Source organism: Nostoc sp. 106C (genome assembly GCF_002154725.1).
In the GTDB taxonomy this organism is placed as follows: Bacteria; Cyanobacteriota; Cyanobacteriia; order Cyanobacteriales; family Nostocaceae; genus Aulosira.
On the sequence record NZ_MTAW01000119.1, the window covers coordinates 131,181 to 150,259 of the forward strand.

Sequence of the window (19,079 nt, forward strand, 5' to 3'; positions counted from 1 at the left end):
TGGTACTAAACAAAAGCAGAAAGTCTTGTGGAATAATTTTCTTTTAGGGTAGCAATAGTTTGGGTGAGGCGATCGCTTGTTCGAGTGGTACAACCCAAGAGATTGCGATCAAAGTATCTACATTAGCGATCCCCGCAGTACAACAAAACAATTCCCTCCCATCCTGATAGAAAATGAAAAATTACAATTGCGAAATTAGCCCATGAGATAGAACTAATAAATTAAGCATTATACATATAGGCAAGTTAATTCCCTAGAGTGCGGTGTTCGCAGTCGATTTGAATAACCAAAATAAACAGCAAGCCTATTGATGTAATAACTATTCCCTGAAGCATCTATAGTCATATTAAAACAGACGTTATCTAGTAACGTCTGTAAACTGTTTGGCGAATTTTCCGGGATTAATTGTTTTAGAAGTTACTTTGTTGTTTAAGTTACTTATTCCGAGAATTCATCATCATATTCGTCTGCATTGTTGTCATCCTCGTCTGACAAATTTGCGGATGGACGTTCATACTTAAGTTGGTTCAATAGGGTCAGCACCCTAGTACCGCGTTCTAGAGAACGGTCTTCGATAAATGTCACTTCTGGGGTGCGACGTAGCCTAACCCGCGCACCAAGTTCGCTGCGGACGTAACCTGTTGCTGACTTTAAGCCCGCCATTGTTTCAGCTTTAGCTTCTTCTGTACCATAGATACTGACGTAGATTTTGGCGTGTTGTAAATCGCCAGAGACATCAACATCAGTAACGCTTACCATTCCTGAACCCACACGGTCATCCTTAATGCCATTAAGTAGCATTTGGCTAACTTCCCGTTTGATCAATTCAGCAACGCGGGAAACACGGCGATTTGTAGCCATAAAAAATTTGCCTCCTCACAGAGGTTGTACAACATACAATAGATAGAAATCAGGGAGGACAGTGCTTGTCCAACTTTCTGTAGGGTAAACTCCTGTATAGCTCCAGTCTAGATTGTATTTAAGCCCAGCATTGCACGGAGGGTGAAAGCAATGAAGGCTAGTCCGCCAAAAAATAAACCTACTAGGGCAATCAAGGTGACTGGGCGTTTCAATAGTGGTAGTAATGGCTCAAATGTATTTAAAAAAAGCCCCAAGAGGATGGTAATGAAATAGCGGGGGTAGCGAAAGACGTTATCCCAGAATCCGTCAAACATTTATTTAGACTGCCTTGTTATAGACTATAAGTTTGTTTTGATATGCTTGTTTAAATTAATTGTAATCTATACCGCCAGAAAATTAATAAATTCCGATAAAATATGATTCGTTAGTTTATAGTTGTTAGATTTAGTAACTTAGTTGCAATCAAATGGTAAGTCAAATTCCTAAAGAAATTTGCCCACGTCCATTTTTGAAGTGGGCAGGTGGTAAAAGTCGGTTAATTCAACAATATATTCCTTATTTACCCAAAAAATATAAGACTTACTATGAGCCATTTATCGGTGGTGGTGCTGTTTTTTTCTATTTGCAACCACAAGCGGCAATTCTAACTGATATTAACGCAGAATTGATTACAACCTATCGCTGTGTTCGAGACCGAGTTGAGGAATTAATTTGCCTATTAAAAGAACATAAAATTAGACATAATAGAGACTACTATTATACTGTAAGATCCAATCAAGAAAATACTGATTTAGAAAAAGCTGCTCGTTTAATCTATCTCAATAAAACCTGTTTCAACGGTCTTTATCGAGTCAACTCTAAGGGCCAATTTAATGTGCCTATAGGCAGATACAAAAATCCTAATATTTGTGATGAAGATTTGCTGCGAGCAACCTCAGCAGCACTTTTGCATACGGAAATCAAACAGGCTGATTTTGTTGAGGTGTTAAATCATGCAACTAACAGTGATGATTTTGTCTTCTGCGATCCGCCTTATCATCCGATAAGTAGTACTAGCTATTTTACAGGTTATAATCGTGATTCTTTTGGTAAAGCAGACCAAGAACGCTTGCGAGATATTTGTAGCACATTAGCGAATCGAGGTGTTAAAGTGATGATATGTAATTCTGATTGTGAATTTATTAGAAAACTATATCAAGAAATTAATTTTAATATTTATCCGATCGCGGCAGCCAGGTCAATTAATTCTAATACTAAAAAACGCGGCACGATTTACGAATTATTAATTACTTCCTATTAACAATATTTATTTGCCCAAGCTATAAATCTATCTAAGCTGTAAACTCCTAATAAATTTCGATTATACTTAACCTGTTGCCGCAGCCAATTAATTGCTCCTTCTCTCATTCCTTCACCACCGATCACAACAATAGTTTGTGCTGGGTAAGATTGCTGAATATTCAAATTTAAATAAGGGAATTTTTCATCAACAGAACCGCCACTTTCTTGCCATTTACACTCAATAATTAATCCTGACGGGTTTGCTGATAAACCTACAACATAAAAATCTACTTTTAGGGTAGTTTGATAAATTCCAGCACCAATGTAAACCTGTTTTGCATAGCGTTTTGGTAATAAGGTCGCAGTTAAGAGGAATTCCTTGGTGACATGGCTTCCGATTTGGAAATAATCATGTCCATTCAAGACGGCTTCGATATTTCCTTCTAAAATATTTCCTGACTTATTTGCCCGTGCGCCTTGAGTCATAGTCATCCTGAATCCCTCTGCCAAAATCGCTCTTGATTCTAGGATTCCACGAAAGCAGCCACACAAGATATGAATTTTTAATTTTGCATCAACAAGGCTGAATTAAGAGAGAGAAAATCCCAGTTTGTTAGTACTTTTGTACCAAATATTGTAAATAGAAATATTATTGCTCTGACTTTTCACCACATATGGAAAAGTTGATATCAAGGGTTTCTACAAGCCCTAATTTTTCTGTTAATCAATTTTATTAATTACAATTATTGAGAATTATCTTGTAAAACCAGCTACTCTTTTTCTAGTTTGATGACTTTATCAGGAAGTCAGTATAGTAATGAGTTTACAGATGAAAATCTGTTATGACTTTAACAATTTTATTTTCTGTATTAAATCCGAAATAAGTAGGATAAGTACCATCGCCCCATCCAGACGAAAAGGCAATGACATTTGCTTGAGTTGAGTGATCTACACACATATCTGCCCAATCATATGTAGGAATGTAATTTTTTTCTAACTCGTAGTTAAGCTTGTAAATTAAGGTTTCTTGGTATGTGTTTTTAGAATAAATTGAGTCATTAATAATTTCAGCAGTATCTGCATCCATGAAGCAACCAGTTCCAGAGTCAACGCCATAACCAAAAAATTCATCTTCTTGTAGAGAACTTAAGTCTTCAGCAGGGTGAGTCGCCATTTCCCACCTTACTGGGGTTTGTTCGCTAAGACAAAGCATTGCATAAGCAACTCTTCGAGAGTTGTTCCATTGAATGTGGGCAATGCTCAAAATCACTGGGTAACGATCTGGCACGAAATTAAATGTGAAAGGTTCGCTATCTGCTAATGTTAGGGGATCGCAAGCAACTAATTTTCCTGAAGTTAAAACTAATTCTCCTACTTTATATGGTGTAAAAATGATGTCATTTAATTTTTCATTTGATAAATTTTGTTCGTTTTGAAAATAACTTAAAAAATCAAAATTATTCATTTTTTCTTCTTCTGCTTTAAGGTATATCATGTCCGTTCAAATAACCGTCATTGCGACCGTAGGAAGCAATCTCAAAAACTCTGTGATTGCATCGTTTCACTGCGTTCCACTCGCAATGACATATTTAGGGTAATTTACCGGACATCATATTATTTATTCTCTCTTAATTTCTTATTAATATGAATGCTAGGCAATGACTTTACCCCCATTCCTGTCTGTTGTAATCAGAAGGGATGGAGATTAAGTAACATATTTGATTTTTTCCACAAGATGAAGTAGATAGGAGATTAAATCAGAGAAGACAGACGAGATGGCTGAAAGCCCGATCGCAATTCACTTTTACTGCAACATTTGAAAAGGTAAAGTGAGATGAGGGGACAAGGAAGACAAGGGAGATAAATAATTATTACCTTCTTGACTCTTGACTAGAAATGTTTCAGCCTGTCTGAACTTGAGTATTACCGTTGCGAATAGCCCATGCGAGGTCTAACAGTTGAGTCCAGCGCTTTTGCAGTTGCTTGGGGGTGCATTTAAGGGTTTTAGCGATCGCTTGGTCGCTGTGGCGTGCAGTTTTTAATTGTAAAATTTGCTGTTGTTGTTCGGACAACAAGCTTAAAAATGTTTGCCACTGTTGCGCAGAAAGACCCAATCTATGCTCTAAACCTGCACCTAACCATTGATGTACCAATTGCCAGTGATGTTGCTTGGCAAACTTTTCGACATGGTATTTAAAACGCTGTTGCAGATAGTCCCGTTGACGGCTACTCAGACCAAGAATTTGGTCAATTTCTGGTGCTGAAAGGTCTTGCAGTTTCAGGGTGAGGTAATCTACGCAGTCAGACTGACCTTGAGACTCTAAATAACTGATTAATTCAGCAATCACGCGATCGCGTTCTGACTCTTCTGATGGGTCGAAGTTATTTTGCGCGATCATCTGCGATCTTAGCTGTTGCACTGCCGAGTTGCGTTGGTAAGCTTCTCCTTCTTCACTCTTGGCAGACTCTACCGCCATTTCGATGTCTACGGTAGTTTCCTGAGGCTGGCGACGGGCAAAGCCTTGAGCACGTAAGATAATTAACTGCTGACTAGCACTCCCAGGTAAATTGATGCGGCGCTTGGCATATTGTTCTGTAAATGCCATGTATTCTGCTAATTGCAGCTGAGTCCGCGGTGTGTAATCTTCAGCTAGTTCATTTTCCCGGCGGAAAGCTTTGATAGCTTCGATATAAAATGCTTGTAAAAAATCTTCAATCAGGTTGTAACGTCCCTGAAATCCCATATCTGAGCCAGAAACAGTAACGTGGCGATAAACCATAGCACCCAAATTGCTATGTAATTCCACACGTCCTCTGCGTGAACCCAGTTGGTAGTAACGCAGACACTTTTGCAGACGATGTCTTGCAAGGGTAAGCTGCCAAGATTGGATTTCTCCAGATGTTTGGATGCGGGCACTTTTATCACAAATGCGCTCCACTTCTCTAGCTATACGTTTTGCTACCGCTTGCACACACCCAGGTGCGGCTTTTACTTGAGCTTGGATTTCATCAAATAGCAGTTGCATCAGAGTATCGATGTTGCTGGCTGTTACTTCTTTGGTCGAAGCGTGGAAGTCAAAAGCAGATGTAGAGATTGGCAGATTAGCAAGGTTAGCTTTCATAACTTTTACTAGGAGTGGTATTGCACCTTTATAACAATGTCCATTCAGCACCTGAGTCTAGTCTTGGTTAATGAATTTGGTATTCATCCATCAAGACTCGCTGTGAGTAGTACTCACATATATGACTGTAAGAAATCTGAAAAAGTTACAGGCTAGCATTGTGTCGGTTTTTTAACAAGCAACCTCATCAAGATGGCACAGGGGTATTTATCATGTTCTAAAATTGGACCAAAACGATTACTGTGCCGAACTTTGTTCTCATCCGCTTTTATAAGTTGCTAGCCCCTGTAATTAGGACAATTGTTAAACTGGAGCGTTTTTACTTAAATTTTCCGAAATTGACGAATGAGCCTGTGATGTATCGTTGCTAAACCCATGTTGCTGCTGCTTCCCAACCTAAACCTTGTCGTGTAATCATTGGTTGATCTCCCGTCAAATCCAAAATTGTAGACACATCATATGTGGGTTCCTCGCCAGTGTCTACAATTACATCTACTAAGTTATCTAAACGGTCAAACAGTTCCACCAGAGACAGACTAGATTCTGGATTGGCTCCAACTATGCCATTATCTAGCTCATCTGGCGGCAGATGGGCCGAAGTAGAAATAATTGGATTTCCCAGGGCTGTCAGCAATGCCAAACATACAGTATGATTTGGAACTCGAATACCTGTAGTTTTTCGCTTGGGGTTTTGCGCTAGTCTTGGTACCAATTTAGTAGCAGGTAACAAAAATGTGTATGGTCCTGGTATCAGGCGCTTCATAATTCGATAGGCTACATCACTTACGAAGGCATAAGTCGCCACATTTGATAGTGAAGGACATAAAAATGTCAGTGGTTTGTCATTCGCTAGCTGCTTAATTTGCCGTACTCGTTCCACCGCCGACCTGGCATTCAAATCACAACCAATTGCATAGACCGTATCAGTAGGGTAGAGCATTACTGCGCCGCTAGAGAGTGCCGATTTTATTTCCTCTATACGGCGGATTTGAGGATTATCAGGATGGACTGTGAAAATTTTTGCCATAAAAAATTTGGGAAGGAAAATTGGGGGTTTTGCATTGTCAGGAAAATATAAAATTAAATACTAAATAAGACGGCAGTGAATACGACTATATTAAGGCTGGTAATCAGGAATAGTCAGTGATTCAGTTGTCAGTTGTAAGTTATCAGCTTGTGTACTGTGTACTGTTAACTGATTACTATGTACTGATGAGTAATTCATATATGACCAAAGTTGCTTATCTTCAATGTCCATCGGGGATTGCCGGTGATATGTTTCTGGGAGCCTTGGTAAGTCTGGGTGTTCCTCTGGAGTATTTGATTGAAAAACTCAACGGATTGGGAATTCAACAGGAGTATCAGTTAAGGGCAGAACTTGTCCAGCGTCATGGTCAGCAAGCGAGTAAAGTCCATGTGGATTTAGTACACGCTCATGAACACCACGATCGCGAACACAGCCACCATCATGGACGCCACTTGCCAGAAATCGAGCGTATGATTCTCCAAGCAGATTTGCCACCAAGGGCCCAAACCTGGAGTTTAGCAGTATTTCGGCAACTGGCAGTAGCAGAAGGTGCTGTACACGGCATTGCCCCAGAAAAAGTTCACTTTCATGAGGTGGGTGCCGTGGATGCAATTGTGGATATCGTTGGCACTTGTCTGGGGTTAGATTGGTTGGGTATTGGCAGTAATCACGAAGGATGGCCCTTACTCTACTGCTCAGCATTTCCCACAGGTGGGGGAACAGTCCGCGCTGCACATGGACAAATGGCAGTACCTGTACCCGCAGTCTTGAAGTTGTGGGAAATGCGGGGTTGTCCAGTTTATAGCAACGGTATTGAACGAGAATTAGTAACACCTACAGGAGCCGCGATCGCTACTACTCTAGCCAGAGAATTCGGTTCGCCACCACCAATCACCATCCAGCAAGTAGGATTGGGAGCAGGTTCGATAAATTTGCCCATCCCCAATATACTACGGCTATGGCTGGGTGAAAGCAGCAGTTTACAGTCAGATTTTACCAATTATGGCGATACTAGCCCAACTTTAGAAACTATATCGGTGCTTGAAACTCAAATTGATGATTTAAACCCACAAGCAATTGGCTATGTATTTGAAGCATTGTTTGCTGCGGGTGCAGTAGATGTGTTTACTGTGCCTATAGGCATGAAAAAATCCCGTCCGGGGATATTGCTGACTACAATCTGTCATCCACATAATTTACCTAACTGTGAAGCAGTTTTATTTCGTGAAACTACAACTTTAGGAATTCGCCGCACAACTCAGCAACGCGCCATCCTACAACGAGAGATTCAACAAGTAGAAACTGAATATGGTAAAGTGCGCATCAAGGTAGCTTGGCAGGGAAAAGATGTTCTTGCTAACGTGCAGCCAGAATACGAAGATTGTGCAGAATTAGCAAGTAAATACAATATTCCCTGGCGCGAAATTCAGCGGCTAGCGCTACAGATTTGGTATTTACAAAGACCGAATAACAAATGACAAAAGATTGATATCGTTTGCAGTGAAAGACTCAAATGAGAAGTGCGAGCGCTTAACTCTACAAATAAAAAATAGGGCAAGCATTTTGCTTACCCCTGTTTGTAACCGATGAGTAATTTAAATTAGCTTATCTAAATGTCCCTTTTACTGCGTCGGCTGCATCTTCCGCTGAGCGTTGAACATTGTTCTTAGCATCTTCGCCTGCACGTTGGACATTTTTGCCTACACCTTCAGCAGCATTCTGGGTGTTTCCTTTGATATTTTCAATTCCACGCTTGGTTCCCTTAGCAACGCCTTCCCCTACTTCTGAGGCAGAGCTACCAATATCTTCACCTAGGTTTTTCACTCTTTGACCAAAGGGTGTACCTTGGCGGTAATTTTCCTTATATTGGTCTACACTATCAATGCCTTTTTCATCAATGTTTCTTTGAGAATTGTCCCGCAGAGCTTTACCCCTCAATTCTGCTCCGCGTTGATCTCCATCTGCTCTGGAATCTACATCATTAAAGTTGTTCATCCCACCTTTAGGAGAATTGAGATCGTAACTTTTTGTGGGATCGTATCTTTCAGCATTAGGGGGTTGAGAACCGGGTTGTGGTGGCTGTGCAGCTATTCCTGGATTATTACAAGCTTGTGTCAGAAATAGGAACATACTAGCTACAAAAGCCGTTAAAACTTTTGCAGGACGAATGTTTTTTAGCCAAGCAATAACTCTTTTCATTGTGCTACTCCTTACGTTATTTTGAGCAATTTAAACGTTAACCAAGATGGTTTTAGGGTATGTTCACCCTGTTGAAATCCAGTCGGAAAACGAAATTTCTATCTGCCTACTGCTGGATTTTTTTGTAATTCAGGTCTAGCACCTGCTTCATCTGCTTTATCTTTCAAAAAGCTGGAGGCATCTTGGACAGTTTCTTTCACAGTCTCAAGCCGCTCTTGAATACGAGTGCCTACATTTGGTTCTCGCTGAATTAAACCACCTGGTTCGGGTTGTTGGAAATTCTTTTCCGTAATCAGTGGTAATTCTGCTTCTTTTTGTGCTCTACCTGCTGGTGTTTCAGCACCAGGGTAAAGTATTTCGGATTCTCTATTGCTTGCAGCTGTGGCAATCAATAGTTGTGAACTAGGCTGTAGTAAGCTAGCTTGATCGCGCTGACTCTGGTTGCTAGAGTTAGTAACTTTTGGATCGGTGGACATTTGATATTTAGTATATTTATCTCCACCGTTTTTATATGGATTGTTTGCACCACCAGCTTGTACGGCTGGATTTTGAGGATTTGCACCTTGGGCGTTTGCCCCACTACAAGCAGTGCTAACTATCAACAATAGACTTGCCAAAAATACAGTTAAAATCTGGCGCAGCCGCAGTTTTTTCAATAAAGTGGTCAAACGATTCACTCAGTCCTCCTTGCAACTATAAGCAAGCCAATTACTGCCGAAGTTTACTTCTAAAGCAGTGAGTTTCGGCCTTGATTTTTTAGTTGACTAATTTTGTTCAACAATTATTAACAATATGACTTTTAAAAAATCTTTTCCTCTAGCGTAGGCCACATTTTTGTTACGCTCAATACACTATTTTTATCTAACTCAAGAGAGATATTATCTAAGATAAATAGCTACCAATCCTGATTGCAGCTATTTAAGCTATTTTCAGTAGTATCTACTTTTACTTTTGACTTGAACTTTCAATTTATGTTTACTAATGTAACAAATTTATATAATATCAAATATAGCTGAAATGATAAATCCTAATAATTAATTGACTGTTGCTAATTGACCATGTCAAAACTGCAACGCTAATCATCAAAGGTTTTTATTTAATAAAAAAATATTAACTAGTACTAAATTCAAAATAATGGTTAAAAGAAATACATAAGAATTTTTAAACCCATCACATGTTTTATAAAAAATTTCTTTATGTAGCTGATGTACGATAAAAATTGACATGTTCAGCCTTAGAAGAATTAACCGTTAAATTACTGGAATGTGGAAGAAAATTTTACGTTGGATGATTTTAGGCGGAACCCTGTTTTTTTTGGGGAAAGCCTTAAAAGATCACTGGCTAGAAGTAACAAGTATCCAAATTGATCAAATAGGATGGGCCATTCTGGCGATCGCTACTGGTGTAACTTTACTGGCACATACGTGGGCAGGCTGGATCTGGACTTGGGTTCTGCAAGAGTTAAATCAACCTGTAGAATCTTTACACTTTATCCAGGTTTACCTAAAAACAAATATAGCCAAGTATTTACCTGGTAATGTCTGGCATCATTATGGGCGAATTGTAGAAGTCAAAAATGCTACAGGCTCTTTAGGTGCAGCGACTTTAAGCGTAGTCCTAGAAGCACTACTGATGACAGCGGCTGCATTAATCATTATTGTGCTATTGGGCACTCAATTTACGGCTACTAATGCTAATACTTGGTGGCAAATATTACAATTTTTCTGTTTGGTTTTGATACTTTGCGCCCTTCATCCCTGGTTTTTGAACCCAGTTATTCACTTCGTACACAGATTCAAAGCAAAAAAGGTTGATAAGAATACCAACTCAAGCGTTAATTTCAATATTGAACGTTATCCCTTACGACCTTTGTTAGGAGAATTGGGCTTTTTAGGACTGCGGGGTATAGGCTTTATCTTAACTCTATTTGCTTTAGGACCTTTAAATGCGAGCCAGATTCCTTTGTTGTTGGGGGCTTTTAGTTTCTCTTGGTTGTTAGGGTTTGTAGTTCCCGGCGCGCCTGGTGGGTTAGGTGTGTTTGAAGCAACTGCGATCGCACTTTTGCAACATTATTTTCCTGCGGCTCTAGTTATTAGTGCGATCGCATTATATCGTCTCATTAGTATTATCGCTGAAACTGCTGGTGCTGCCCTAGCTTGGCTTGATGAACGTCTATAGCTGAGTCTTGATTTAGCTAGAATAAAGCAATTCTTATGTTTGAGTATCTACTTTTAATTGTGAAAATACACGATAATCATCAAGATTCTGAGAATTACAACTTTGCTCATCAGCGTTCATATTAATCAAATTGTATTCTACATTCTCAGCATAAATTGCAAATGTAATATTAAAAAATTCTAGGAAATTAATAAACCATGTACATTCATCTTCTGGATAGTTTTCGTAATAATTAATTAAATGAGCAATGCGAATTTCTAAATGGCTGCGGGCATTTTTACAAATTAAAATAATTTTTAGCAGTATAATCACTAATGTTAATGGGTTACCTCCAGCCAGCAATAAAATAAATAATGGTGAAGGCTCCTTGCCAGTTTCTATTGTCAAACAATCAATTACTCGGTTACAAGTTCTGAGTATTAAGTTATTATTTATAATATCTTCATTAGATTCTTGCTTCCAAGTAGATAGCTTTTCTGATAAATGCTGCATTACAGTAATTACTAATTCTTGATTTTCTACTGTAAAGAACAAATATTTTTGGATACTATCTTTAAATTTTTTTAATGTTTGATTCTTGGTTTGCTTGAGAAATATATTGGCAATATTTTCATAACTAAATACACCTTTTTTAACTACTATCATTTTGATAATACGTAAAACATTATCTCCCAAAATGCTAGGATTTTTATAGCGCGTCACACTTGAAGCAGCAGACTGAGAACGAGCAATATACATTGCTAGTTCAAACTTATACTTGTCTTTCATCTGCTTGGAGAGCTTTCTAGCTACTTCTTGCTGCTCTCTAGGCCTTTTACCATCATAAGATTGAGCTACTAATAAATAAGAAGTGTAGCGATTAGCCCAATTATTTTTGCCTTCTTGCTTGAGTGCTTGTTTTTTGTATTTAGAAGCCAAAAATTTTAGTTCTTTGTAATCATGACTTCCAACAAAATTTTTCAGCCAGCCTTGAAAAACTTTGGTATGCGGATGAGTTATCTCTATCGAAGGTTTATAGTTGTCAAATAATTTAATTAATTCTTGAATTTGCTTATATTTTCTTTGTGCTTCCCAATTATTAACTATTATGTAAAAACAACGCTTTACTGTATGATAAAAATCCTGCTCGTTTTCCAAAAAAGAAATTCCATAGATTCCAGTAGCTTTACCCAAATTTACTGAATCAAGAAAATCTATAAATAAACGTTTAAACTCACGTAAAACCTCCTCTGACGGCCATTTTTGGACAATTTCTACCAAAAAGCTGTAGAGCCTTTCCTGGGCAACTTGGAGATTGTTCTGTTTGGGCTTAGAGTTAACAATATCTTGATCTTGATGTCCCTGACTACTTTGTAGACTATTAGTTGTCATGCCAGTTTTAAAGACCCAAAAGCTTGCTGATTTTATTGTTATCAGCTTAACCTTGGTGAACAAGAGCATCAATCTATTGTTCAAAAATTAAGTAATTTTTTTCGCAAAATTTGTTTTAAAATAGTAAAAATTTGATAAATTTTCCTAGAAATTACTGAAACATAAATTTAAAAATTGACTTAAGGCTGCTTCAATAGGCATTGTAGCCTGCGTAAACTAGTATCCCACTACAGCAACTATTGGGTTGAGTTGAGGACACAGTGAACTTTAATTTTTTTTTAATCTTCGCCTCACAAATTCTTCATGTCTAAATCTGATGTACAGTGACTAATTATTTGTCACGACAACAGATAACTTGTCACTGTAAACACAGTAAACTGAATCCAGATTCTAGATTTTTAATGGGGGTGGAGGGACTTGAACCCTCACGACCTTTTACGGTCAACGGATTTTCATTCTCCCGTAGCTTTCACTACTGCCTAATAGCTTTTACAGCTTTCGGCTTTGAGAATTGGACCCTCCCTTTACCCTCGACTTAACGTTAGGGTAGCTCCCGTCGGGCCTCTGCACCTTCCCTCAATTTTAGATTTTGAATTTTGGATTGAAGCGCAATCGCAAAACAAAAGTCATAATCTATAATTTTTGGGCTTGGCTCAGGATTGCCATATCTGTTACCAGATTTAGGTTTCCCTGAGTTTGAGAGCTTCCACTTGAAGGATTTCTCCATCAAGGCTCAGTTAACTAAGTCCGTAGCGTCTACCATTCCGCCACACCCCCTAATATTAATTAGGAGCTAATTGTCAGTTGAAAGTAGCAAATACCTCCTCATACATTCCAGCATCAATTGCGTCTTTTGTGCAACTAGATTTAAAAAATTTTGTTCACAAAAAGCAATTGTACTGGTTTGGTGACTAGGCCGAATACTTGTTGAAATATCAACAGTATTGTGCGATCTCATTGCAGCTTTGAAAGTTTCCTTTTTTTATCGCCGCCTTAAAGGTTATACCCATTTAATTTTGGGTGTACCTGACCTTTTTCGCAAAAGCCTTTCCAAGGATAACACAATCAAATAATTAATCGCAAGCAAAAATAATAATTAAGGATGAGTAACAAGTAAGAAAATGCTTCCCCTGTGGGCCTACTTCCCTGAGACTAGGCATTCAGCCTATGATGGGAAATAGATGTACTGAATGTTCTTGTCTATCTTAGAGAAAGAATTATGATTGTTGCCCTGCTGTATCTGATTTTGGCTGGAGCTTACTTGTTAGTCATCCCAGTGGCTGTGCTGTTTTACCTGAAGCAGCGCTGGTATGTGGCTAGTTCCATAGAACGCACCTTTATGTACTTTCTGGTGTTCTTCTTCTTTCCAGGTTTGTTGGTTCTATCGCCATTTCTAAATTTTCGACCCCAGCGGCGACAAATTGAAGTTTAACAAGATTGGTAGGTCATAACTCTCATGCGACGCATTGATGCTATAGGAATTGGCTTTGGCGTTTTTGTTGCTGGAGGCATAGCATATCTAGGTTTGCAGCAAGTAGGTTTAGATAGTCAAAAAGCTGGTATATGGAGCCAAGTCTTACTAATCAGTGGATTGCTTGGCTGGTTAGCCACCTATGTTTTCCGTGCGGTGGGGCAAAAAATGACCTACCATCAACAGCGGGAAGATTATGAACAAGCCTTTTTCCAAAAGCGGCTGGACGAATTGACGCCCGAAGAACTAGCAAAAATTCAAGCTGAGATTGAACAAGAAAAACAAACTCAGGTTTAGAGTGCTCATTGGTCATTTGTTGATTGTCCGTTGTTTGATACTATATGACAACTGACTTTTGAATCTTGACCAATGACTGCCATTTCCCACTGCTTTGAAACTCTTGGACGCAATAAAGAGTGTGCTTTAATTCCGTTTATCACAGCTGGCGATCCTGATTTAGAAACAACAGCAGCAGCTTTGCGAACTCTTGATCGCAGTGGGGCAGACATTATTGAATTAGGGGTTCCCTACTCCGATCCTTTAGCGGATGGGCCAGTGATTCAAGCTGCTGCTACCCGCGCTTTGCAACGGGGAACTACATTAGATAGTGTGCTGGAAATGTTGCAAGCTACTACTCCGGATTTAAAATCGCCTATCAGCCTGTTTACTTACTACAACCCAATTTTGCACCGGGGAATTGATAAGTTTCTCCAGCAGATTTCGGCTGCTGGAGTAGCAGGTTTGGTAGTACCCGATTTACCTCTGGAAGAAGCTTCTGGCTTACTCCAACCAGCTAGTGAGATCGGAATTGACTTAACCTTGTTAGTCGCGCCAACCAGTTCCGCCCAACGGATAGAAGCGATCGCCCACTCCTCTCAAGGATTTATTTATCTCGTAAGTGTTACTGGGGTTACTGGTATTAGATCGCAAATAGAAACGCGAGTGTCAGATTTACTGAAGCAAATTCGTAGTGTTACGGAGAAACCCATTGGTGTAGGCTTTGGGATTTCGCAAGTCGCACAAGCGCGTCAGGTCAAAGATTGGGGTGCTGATGCGGCGATCGTGGGCAGCGCGTTTGTGAAACGTTTAGCAGAAGGTACACCAACAGATGGATTGAGTGCGATCGCTGAATTTTGTCAAAATCTGAAAACAGCTATCAAGACTGAGTGACACTAGTATAAATACTAGTCTTGATGAGATAGGAAAAGTAGATTAAAAATATATAACAGTGTAGTTTTTCTGCCTAAGGTTGGTAGACAAATTAACAGATATAATCTTGAATAATAACAGCAAATATGATGCTGTAAAAAAACTAGCTGAGAGCATCGCTTATAGTTTGGGTATTATATGAAGTGAAATAGGCGAAAAAATATGAGTGTGAGTGTGAGTCAGTTACAAATGATGATAATTCCGTCGCAGTTGAGGGGCTTAGGCGATGAGTGAAAGTATGGCGTTTATCGGCGGGGTCGCTGTAGCTGGGCTGGCGGCTCTCGTATTGCTCAAAGGGGCAGGTAATTCCCTACAACCTAACTTTGCTGTCACCCCGCAGATGCCTGCTGCTGTAGTGCCCCAGGTGATGCCGCCCCAATATCCCTATCCGCAACCGCTGTATCCCAATAATCAGCCTCCGACGGCTCCTAATTCCGAGAGACTAGCGGATATTGAATCTGTAAAGTCGGAGTTGGCGCGTTTAAAAAGCGATAACGAGCAGTTGAGAACGCAAAATCAACAGCTTCAGTGGCAATTTCAAAGTTACAACCAGCAGCAACAGCAGCTGTATGCTCAACAAAATAATCAAAAAACGCCTTTACAACCTCAAACCCCTTGGTGGTCTTCACCGATAGTTTGGGCAGTCGGAGGTATGACTTTAACCATTGGTGGTGGTGTTGTAGTAGCTGGAGTGTTGGCTTTATTTTCACCAAAACAGCGTCCTACCCGTACTGTACAAGTAATTCATCCCTACCAAGGCCCTACACAGCCTTTAGTTCCTATACGTCGTACAGAGTTTTTGCCTCCTCGGATGGAAGCAAGACGAGTGGAAGCACCAGAATACGACGAAATGCATTAAAAGCAAAACTATAGTGGTTAGCAGGGTTGGCAACTACCTCTATATTTGTTGATATCAAATATGAAATAACAGCAAATACTACAATAAAATTTAAAGCAACTCACAGATGTTTCTGATAAAGAAAACAAAGGTGAGTATATTCCAATGACTATTTAAGGAAATAATTCGCCAAGCAAAAGTGTAAAATCACTTATATGCCTAGGGCATACAGAATTTATCAATTATTCAGCAGCCGTCCCTTGTTTAGAGAGGGCGGTGTTTTCTATTATTAGGAACTATTACTGGTGATGGCAATTGGCAAAGCCGATGACTTGCTCCTATACAGCCCAAAGAAGAGCTAACGCTAACTAGCCCAAGAAGCTGCTCTTCCATCACATCTCTGTATTTGTGGAATTTGCTGTCATTAACACTAACTTGCCAGCAGGAAAGATGATGCCAATTTCCTAAATGATCTCTACACATTCTGATGAAAAGCTTGATGGTGAAATTTTAAGGATTTGCCACTGCAAAAGTATTACATTGTGCAGGATTACCCGTTTGAATGCCCCGTTGGAACCAGCGGACTCTTTGAGCTGAACTACCATGCGTAAAAGACTCAGGTCTGACATAGCCTCTTGCTTGACTTTGCAAGCGATCATCCCCAATACTGCTAGCAGCATTCAGCGCCTCGTCAATATCGCCTGCTTCCACGATTTGTCGCGAGCGATCGGCATGATATGCCCATACGCCAGCGAAACAATCCGCCTGTAACTCTTGTCGGACTGAAAGTTGATTTGCTTCTACTTGATCGGCTTGACGCTGCAATCCTCGCACGCGATCGGAAATGCCCATAAGATTCTGGACATGGTGCCCAACCTCATGAGCAATTACGTAAGCTTGAGCAAAGTCTCCTGGTGCTTTGTAGCGATTCTTCAAATCCTGATAAAAGTTTAAGTCTATATAGAGCTTTTGATCGCTAGGGCAATAGAATGGACCAACGGCTGATCGCGTAAAGCCACAAGCTGACTCCACCGCATCAGAAAAGAGAACTAAGGTTGGTTCTCGATATGTTTTTCCTTGTTGCTGAAACAGACTGTGCCATGTATCTTCCGTATCAGCCAAGACAACCGAAACAAAATCCGCCATGCGATCTTCTGCCGCTGAACGTTGTGTTTGGGGAGATTGCGAGTAAGGGCGATCGCTCGGTCTTTGTGTTTGCTCCCAGATTACACTGGGATCGCCACCCAAGAAGGCAACTATCAGTGACAGAATTACTGCCCCAACGCCACCTCCCACAACAGGGGCCGAAAGCCCAGTTCCGCGCCTATCTTCAACATTGGTGCTTCTACGACCAAATTCCCAACGCATAACCAAAAGTCTCCCAACTATTTAACCTGACACAAGTCAATAAAGTGCATAGACCCACAGCGACAAATCAAAAAACATCGCGCTTAGGCTAGACTTGCCATAATTAAGCACAAATATTAGTGGTTCTATACATCAAAATCTTCTGCCCAAAGGACAGCAATAACTTGATATGCTGTCCTACTTAGGGAAGGCTAATTGAGCGTCACATGACAATGTCTAAAAACATTCTCAAGGTGGATAGCCTCTAGCTTTGCACTGCTTATCGAGGTTAGTTTTATGATTAATGCTTGACATGACGAGATTGTACACTCATTGATAACAGCAAGTAGATAGGGGGATTTAAAATAATTTTTTACTGACAAGATTCCAGGACAAACGTTGAATCATTTCAACATCCGCTACTTTTAAGCTCCCTAATTCCAAACTGCTATTTTCTTGAGGAGCGTTCAATTGATTGCTGTCGTTTTTATAGCTTAATCCTTCTGGGCTTTTACCATAAAATGTTGCATAAAACACACATGCTGCGACATAAGAGCCAATTGAACTGGGGTGGCTTTTATCTGCATTGTAAAGACTCAAGTTTGAGTTTTGTTGTTGAATTTGTTGCCAAACTATGCCCACAGGAGCCACAATTGCATTGAGTTCTTTGGCAATTGTTATGTATGAATCGGTTAGTGCTTGTTGCGTTTCTGGTCGATTCTGTCTTGCCCAAGTCAAGTAGAACACTGTTTGGGCATTAACTCGCTTAATTTCAGCGTTAAACAATCGAGCATATTCATACATCAATTTAGGATTTGTAATAGGTAAAGTACTCTGTTCTTGCAGTACAACGTAGTCCCATCGTCCATCCCTAATTCTACTTAATGCTTTACCCTGCTTCCAAAGATTCTCTAATGTAGCTCCACCAACCGTAACCATTTCAGTTTCTAGTTTTCTGGTTTCTTTGGCTGATAAAGTTAACTGTCGCGTCAATTTGGGAAGATTGTTGAAATAGGTATAGCTATTACCAATGAATAACACCTTTAGCGGTTGGTTAGAAGTTTCCTTATAAGCTTTTGTCTCAAACTCTATTTTCACTTTTGCTCTTATGCCAGCAATGATTAATAATATAATTATTACTAATAAATACTTCATCTTTCTCTTTACCAATTTAGCACTAAGCGTCATCTGGAATTCTATCGTTGATGGGTGCATCTCAGTTTTTATTTTTCGATTAAATAATAAATTTAATATGTCATTGCGAGGAACGTAGACACGAAGTGGTGAGCCAGTCCAGTGGACGGGTTCCCCGGCATAAAGGAACTGGCGAACCCGAAGGGCTTCCCACAGGGTAGCAGTCGCAAGGCTTTAACCTAGAGACTTTAAAAATGAGAGCAAACTAGATTTTTCAACCACATATACTCCTCTTATTTTTCTTGATGGTACTGAAACTTTAGCTTGAGAGAAAGCAATAATTGGCGTAACAAAATTAAACTTACTTTGCTTTTTAACTTGCAAAGCTTGTTTCATAGCCCGTTCAAGAAAGTCTTTCTCAAAATTATGAGTCGTATTTCCCATACGACGAAATAGATACTTTCCATCGGTAACAACTTCACCTCGATGAGATTTGACATCGACAACATAAGCTTGACTTTGTGGGGAAACACAAACAATATCAGCATCTCCTAAACCATCTTTCAACAACATGCCATATTCGATTTGCCAGCCTTCTACCTCTAACTGAATCAAGGCTTGAGCTGTATCTTCTTCTCCTTTAGCACCTTGATCGGCAAGGTTTGCCTTCCGCCAGAAATAAATGCCATTGAGAACCAACCCTAAGGCTAGGAAGATAAAAAGAACATATAAGAGGATGGGCAATTGCAATGTTGGAGCCTGAGCCTTAGATGAGTTAAGCGATGATACCTGGTTTAAAAAATTCTGAAAGATTGCTACCAAAAAGAATGGAAAAAGGACAACTAAACCAGCACAGAGAAAGGAACAAATTGCCTTAAGTCGTCTCTTAACAGCAAGGTCACGAATGTTTTTTCCAGCCTGACGATGTAATTTTGACATGTGATATTTTAATCGAGAGATGCTCAAATACTTAAATAAAGTTAAATTTTTTCTAGTCTGGCACTGTCAATTTAAAATGACAAGGTTATTTTTAATACTAAA

Annotated in this window: 19 protein-coding genes; 7 read left to right on the forward strand and 12 right to left on the reverse strand. The window is 39.7% G+C overall.

Going from position 1 to position 19,079, the window contains the following annotated elements; genetic code table 11:
• Nucleotides 1-438 precede the first annotated feature (438 nt).
• Both rbfA and BV375_RS16945 read right to left on the reverse strand, forming a co-directional pair.
• Complete coding sequence (gene rbfA, locus BV375_RS16940) at nt 439-861, reverse strand: 30S ribosome-binding factor RbfA (protein WP_086762456.1); 423 nt, start codon at nt 859-861, stop codon at nt 439-441.
• 107 nt (nt 862-968) lie between these two features.
• Entirely contained in the window at nt 969-1,175 is a 207-nt protein-coding gene (locus BV375_RS16945) for a DUF751 family protein (protein ID WP_086762458.1), read from the reverse strand.
• A gap of 152 nt (nt 1,176-1,327) precedes the next feature.
• Here BV375_RS16945 and BV375_RS16950 point away from each other — a divergent pair, with 152 nt between their 5' ends.
• The gene (locus tag BV375_RS16950; RefSeq protein ID WP_086762460.1) at nt 1,328-2,161 is read left to right on the forward strand and encodes a DNA adenine methylase; all 834 of its coding nucleotides are present in this window, start codon (nt 1,328-1,330) and stop codon (nt 2,159-2,161) included.
• Here BV375_RS16950 and BV375_RS16955 read toward each other — a convergent pair.
• The 4 genes from BV375_RS16955 to BV375_RS16970 all read right to left on the reverse strand — a co-directional run bounded on the left by BV375_RS16955 (nt 2,158) and on the right by BV375_RS16970 (nt 6,291).
• On the reverse strand, nt 2,158-2,634 hold the full coding sequence (locus BV375_RS16955) for a PD-(D/E)XK nuclease superfamily protein (protein WP_208095866.1): 477 nt from the start codon (nt 2,632-2,634) through the stop codon (nt 2,158-2,160). The two genes, BV375_RS16950 and BV375_RS16955, sit on opposite strands and share 4 nt — an antisense overlap.
• A 331-nt stretch (nt 2,635-2,965) precedes the next feature.
• Nucleotides 2,966-3,607 (reverse strand): DUF4241 domain-containing protein, encoded by a 642-nt coding sequence (locus BV375_RS16960; RefSeq protein WP_166507463.1) that lies wholly within the window; start codon nt 3,605-3,607, stop codon nt 2,966-2,968.
• Between the two features lie 436 nt (nt 3,608-4,043).
• Nucleotides 4,044-5,264 carry a HetZ-related protein gene (locus BV375_RS16965; RefSeq protein WP_086762464.1) on the reverse strand — a complete coding sequence of 407 codons (1,221 nt, stop codon included), beginning with the start codon at nt 5,262-5,264 and terminating at the stop codon, nt 4,044-4,046.
• A 367-nt stretch (nt 5,265-5,631) separates the two neighbouring features.
• Nucleotides 5,632-6,291, reverse strand: coding sequence for an L-threonylcarbamoyladenylate synthase (locus BV375_RS16970; protein ID WP_086762466.1), 660 nt, complete (start codon nt 6,289-6,291; stop codon nt 5,632-5,634).
• Between the two features lie 200 nt (nt 6,292-6,491).
• Here BV375_RS16970 and larC point away from each other — a divergent pair, with 200 nt between their 5' ends.
• Entirely contained in the window at nt 6,492-7,769 is a 1,278-nt protein-coding gene (larC, locus tag BV375_RS16975; RefSeq protein ID WP_086762468.1) for a nickel pincer cofactor biosynthesis protein LarC, read from the forward strand.
• A 127-nt stretch (nt 7,770-7,896) separates the two neighbouring features.
• Here the strand turns inward: larC and BV375_RS16980 are convergent, their stop codons facing one another.
• Nucleotides 7,897-8,490, reverse strand: a complete 594-nt coding sequence (locus tag BV375_RS16980; RefSeq protein WP_086762470.1) for a hypothetical protein — start codon at nt 8,488-8,490, stop codon at nt 7,897-7,899.
• Between the two features lie 98 nt (nt 8,491-8,588).
• Nucleotides 8,589-9,167 (reverse strand): DUF6658 family protein, encoded by a 579-nt coding sequence (locus BV375_RS16985; RefSeq protein WP_086762473.1) that lies wholly within the window; start codon nt 9,165-9,167, stop codon nt 8,589-8,591.
• 586 nt (nt 9,168-9,753) lie between these two features.
• Here BV375_RS16985 and BV375_RS16990 point away from each other — a divergent pair.
• Entirely contained in the window at nt 9,754-10,668 is a 915-nt protein-coding gene (locus BV375_RS16990; RefSeq protein ID WP_086762475.1) for a lysylphosphatidylglycerol synthase domain-containing protein, read from the forward strand.
• 33 nt (nt 10,669-10,701) lie between these two features.
• Here BV375_RS16990 and BV375_RS16995 read toward each other — a convergent pair whose 3' ends face one another.
• Nucleotides 10,702-12,039, reverse strand: coding sequence for a hypothetical protein (locus BV375_RS16995; protein WP_086762477.1), 1,338 nt, complete (start codon nt 12,037-12,039; stop codon nt 10,702-10,704).
• A 1,219-nt stretch (nt 12,040-13,258) separates the two neighbouring features.
• On the opposite strand from BV375_RS16995, the gene ndhL reads away from it, so the two are divergent.
• From ndhL to BV375_RS17020, 4 genes are all read left to right on the forward strand, one after another.
• The gene (ndhL, locus tag BV375_RS17005) at nt 13,259-13,471 is read left to right on the forward strand and encodes an NAD(P)H-quinone oxidoreductase subunit L (RefSeq protein ID WP_086762481.1); all 213 of its coding nucleotides are present in this window, start codon (nt 13,259-13,261) and stop codon (nt 13,469-13,471) included.
• A 24-nt stretch (nt 13,472-13,495) separates the two neighbouring features.
• Nucleotides 13,496-13,807: a DUF3007 family protein gene (locus BV375_RS17010; RefSeq protein WP_086762483.1), complete on the forward strand. Its 312-nt coding sequence runs from the start codon at nt 13,496-13,498 to the stop codon at nt 13,805-13,807.
• Nucleotides 13,808-13,879: 72 nt separating this feature from the next.
• Entirely contained in the window at nt 13,880-14,680 is an 801-nt protein-coding gene (trpA, locus tag BV375_RS17015; protein WP_086762485.1) for a tryptophan synthase subunit alpha, read from the forward strand.
• 265 nt (nt 14,681-14,945) lie between these two features.
• Nucleotides 14,946-15,578, forward strand: coding sequence for a heterocyst differentiation related protein (locus BV375_RS17020; protein ID WP_086762487.1), 633 nt, complete (start codon nt 14,946-14,948; stop codon nt 15,576-15,578).
• Between the two features lie 489 nt (nt 15,579-16,067).
• Here BV375_RS17020 and BV375_RS17025 read toward each other — a convergent pair whose 3' ends face one another.
• From BV375_RS17025 to BV375_RS17035, 3 genes are all read right to left on the reverse strand, one after another.
• Entirely contained in the window at nt 16,068-16,925 is an 858-nt protein-coding gene (locus tag BV375_RS17025) for a neutral zinc metallopeptidase (RefSeq protein ID WP_086762489.1), read from the reverse strand.
• 339 nt (nt 16,926-17,264) lie between these two features.
• On the reverse strand, nt 17,265-18,002 hold the full coding sequence (locus BV375_RS17030; protein WP_143842106.1) for a DUF4886 domain-containing protein: 738 nt from the start codon (nt 18,000-18,002) through the stop codon (nt 17,265-17,267).
• 270 nt (nt 18,003-18,272) lie between these two features.
• Nucleotides 18,273-18,977: a nuclease-related domain-containing protein gene (locus tag BV375_RS17035; RefSeq protein WP_086762493.1), complete on the reverse strand. Its 705-nt coding sequence runs from the start codon at nt 18,975-18,977 to the stop codon at nt 18,273-18,275.
• Between the last annotated feature and the right edge of the window lie 102 nt (nt 18,978-19,079).

Coding starts and splice junctions, on each gene's coding strand:
- BV375_RS17010 (WP_086762483.1), top strand. CDS start 13,496: ATGCGACGCATTGATGCTATAGGAATTGGCTTTGGCGTTTTTGTTGCT.
- BV375_RS16990 (WP_086762475.1), top strand. CDS start 9,754: ATGTGGAAGAAAATTTTACGTTGGATGATTTTAGGCGGAACCCTGTTT.
- BV375_RS16955 (WP_208095866.1), bottom strand. CDS start 2,634: ATGACTATGACTCAAGGCGCACGGGCAAATAAGTCAGGAAATATTTTA.
- BV375_RS16970 (WP_086762466.1), bottom strand. CDS start 6,291: ATGGCAAAAATTTTCACAGTCCATCCTGATAATCCTCAAATCCGCCGT.
- BV375_RS17020 (WP_086762487.1), top strand. CDS start 14,946: ATGAGTGAAAGTATGGCGTTTATCGGCGGGGTCGCTGTAGCTGGGCTG.
- BV375_RS16980 (WP_086762470.1), bottom strand. CDS start 8,490: ATGAAAAGAGTTATTGCTTGGCTAAAAAACATTCGTCCTGCAAAAGTT.
- BV375_RS17025 (WP_086762489.1), bottom strand. CDS start 16,925: ATGCGTTGGGAATTTGGTCGTAGAAGCACCAATGTTGAAGATAGGCGC.
- BV375_RS16965 (WP_086762464.1), bottom strand. CDS start 5,264: ATGAAAGCTAACCTTGCTAATCTGCCAATCTCTACATCTGCTTTTGAC.
- BV375_RS16950 (WP_086762460.1), top strand. CDS start 1,328: ATGGTAAGTCAAATTCCTAAAGAAATTTGCCCACGTCCATTTTTGAAG.
- rbfA (WP_086762456.1), bottom strand. CDS start 861: ATGGCTACAAATCGCCGTGTTTCCCGCGTTGCTGAATTGATCAAACGG.
- BV375_RS16995 (WP_086762477.1), bottom strand. CDS start 12,039: ATGACAACTAATAGTCTACAAAGTAGTCAGGGACATCAAGATCAAGAT.
- BV375_RS16945 (WP_086762458.1), bottom strand. CDS start 1,175: ATGTTTGACGGATTCTGGGATAACGTCTTTCGCTACCCCCGCTATTTC.
- BV375_RS16960 (WP_166507463.1), bottom strand. CDS start 3,607: ATGAATAATTTTGATTTTTTAAGTTATTTTCAAAACGAACAAAATTTA.
- BV375_RS17035 (WP_086762493.1), bottom strand. CDS start 18,977: ATGTCAAAATTACATCGTCAGGCTGGAAAAAACATTCGTGACCTTGCT.
- trpA (WP_086762485.1), top strand. CDS start 13,880: ATGACTGCCATTTCCCACTGCTTTGAAACTCTTGGACGCAATAAAGAG.
- ndhL (WP_086762481.1), top strand. CDS start 13,259: ATGATTGTTGCCCTGCTGTATCTGATTTTGGCTGGAGCTTACTTGTTA.
- larC (WP_086762468.1), top strand. CDS start 6,492: ATGACCAAAGTTGCTTATCTTCAATGTCCATCGGGGATTGCCGGTGAT.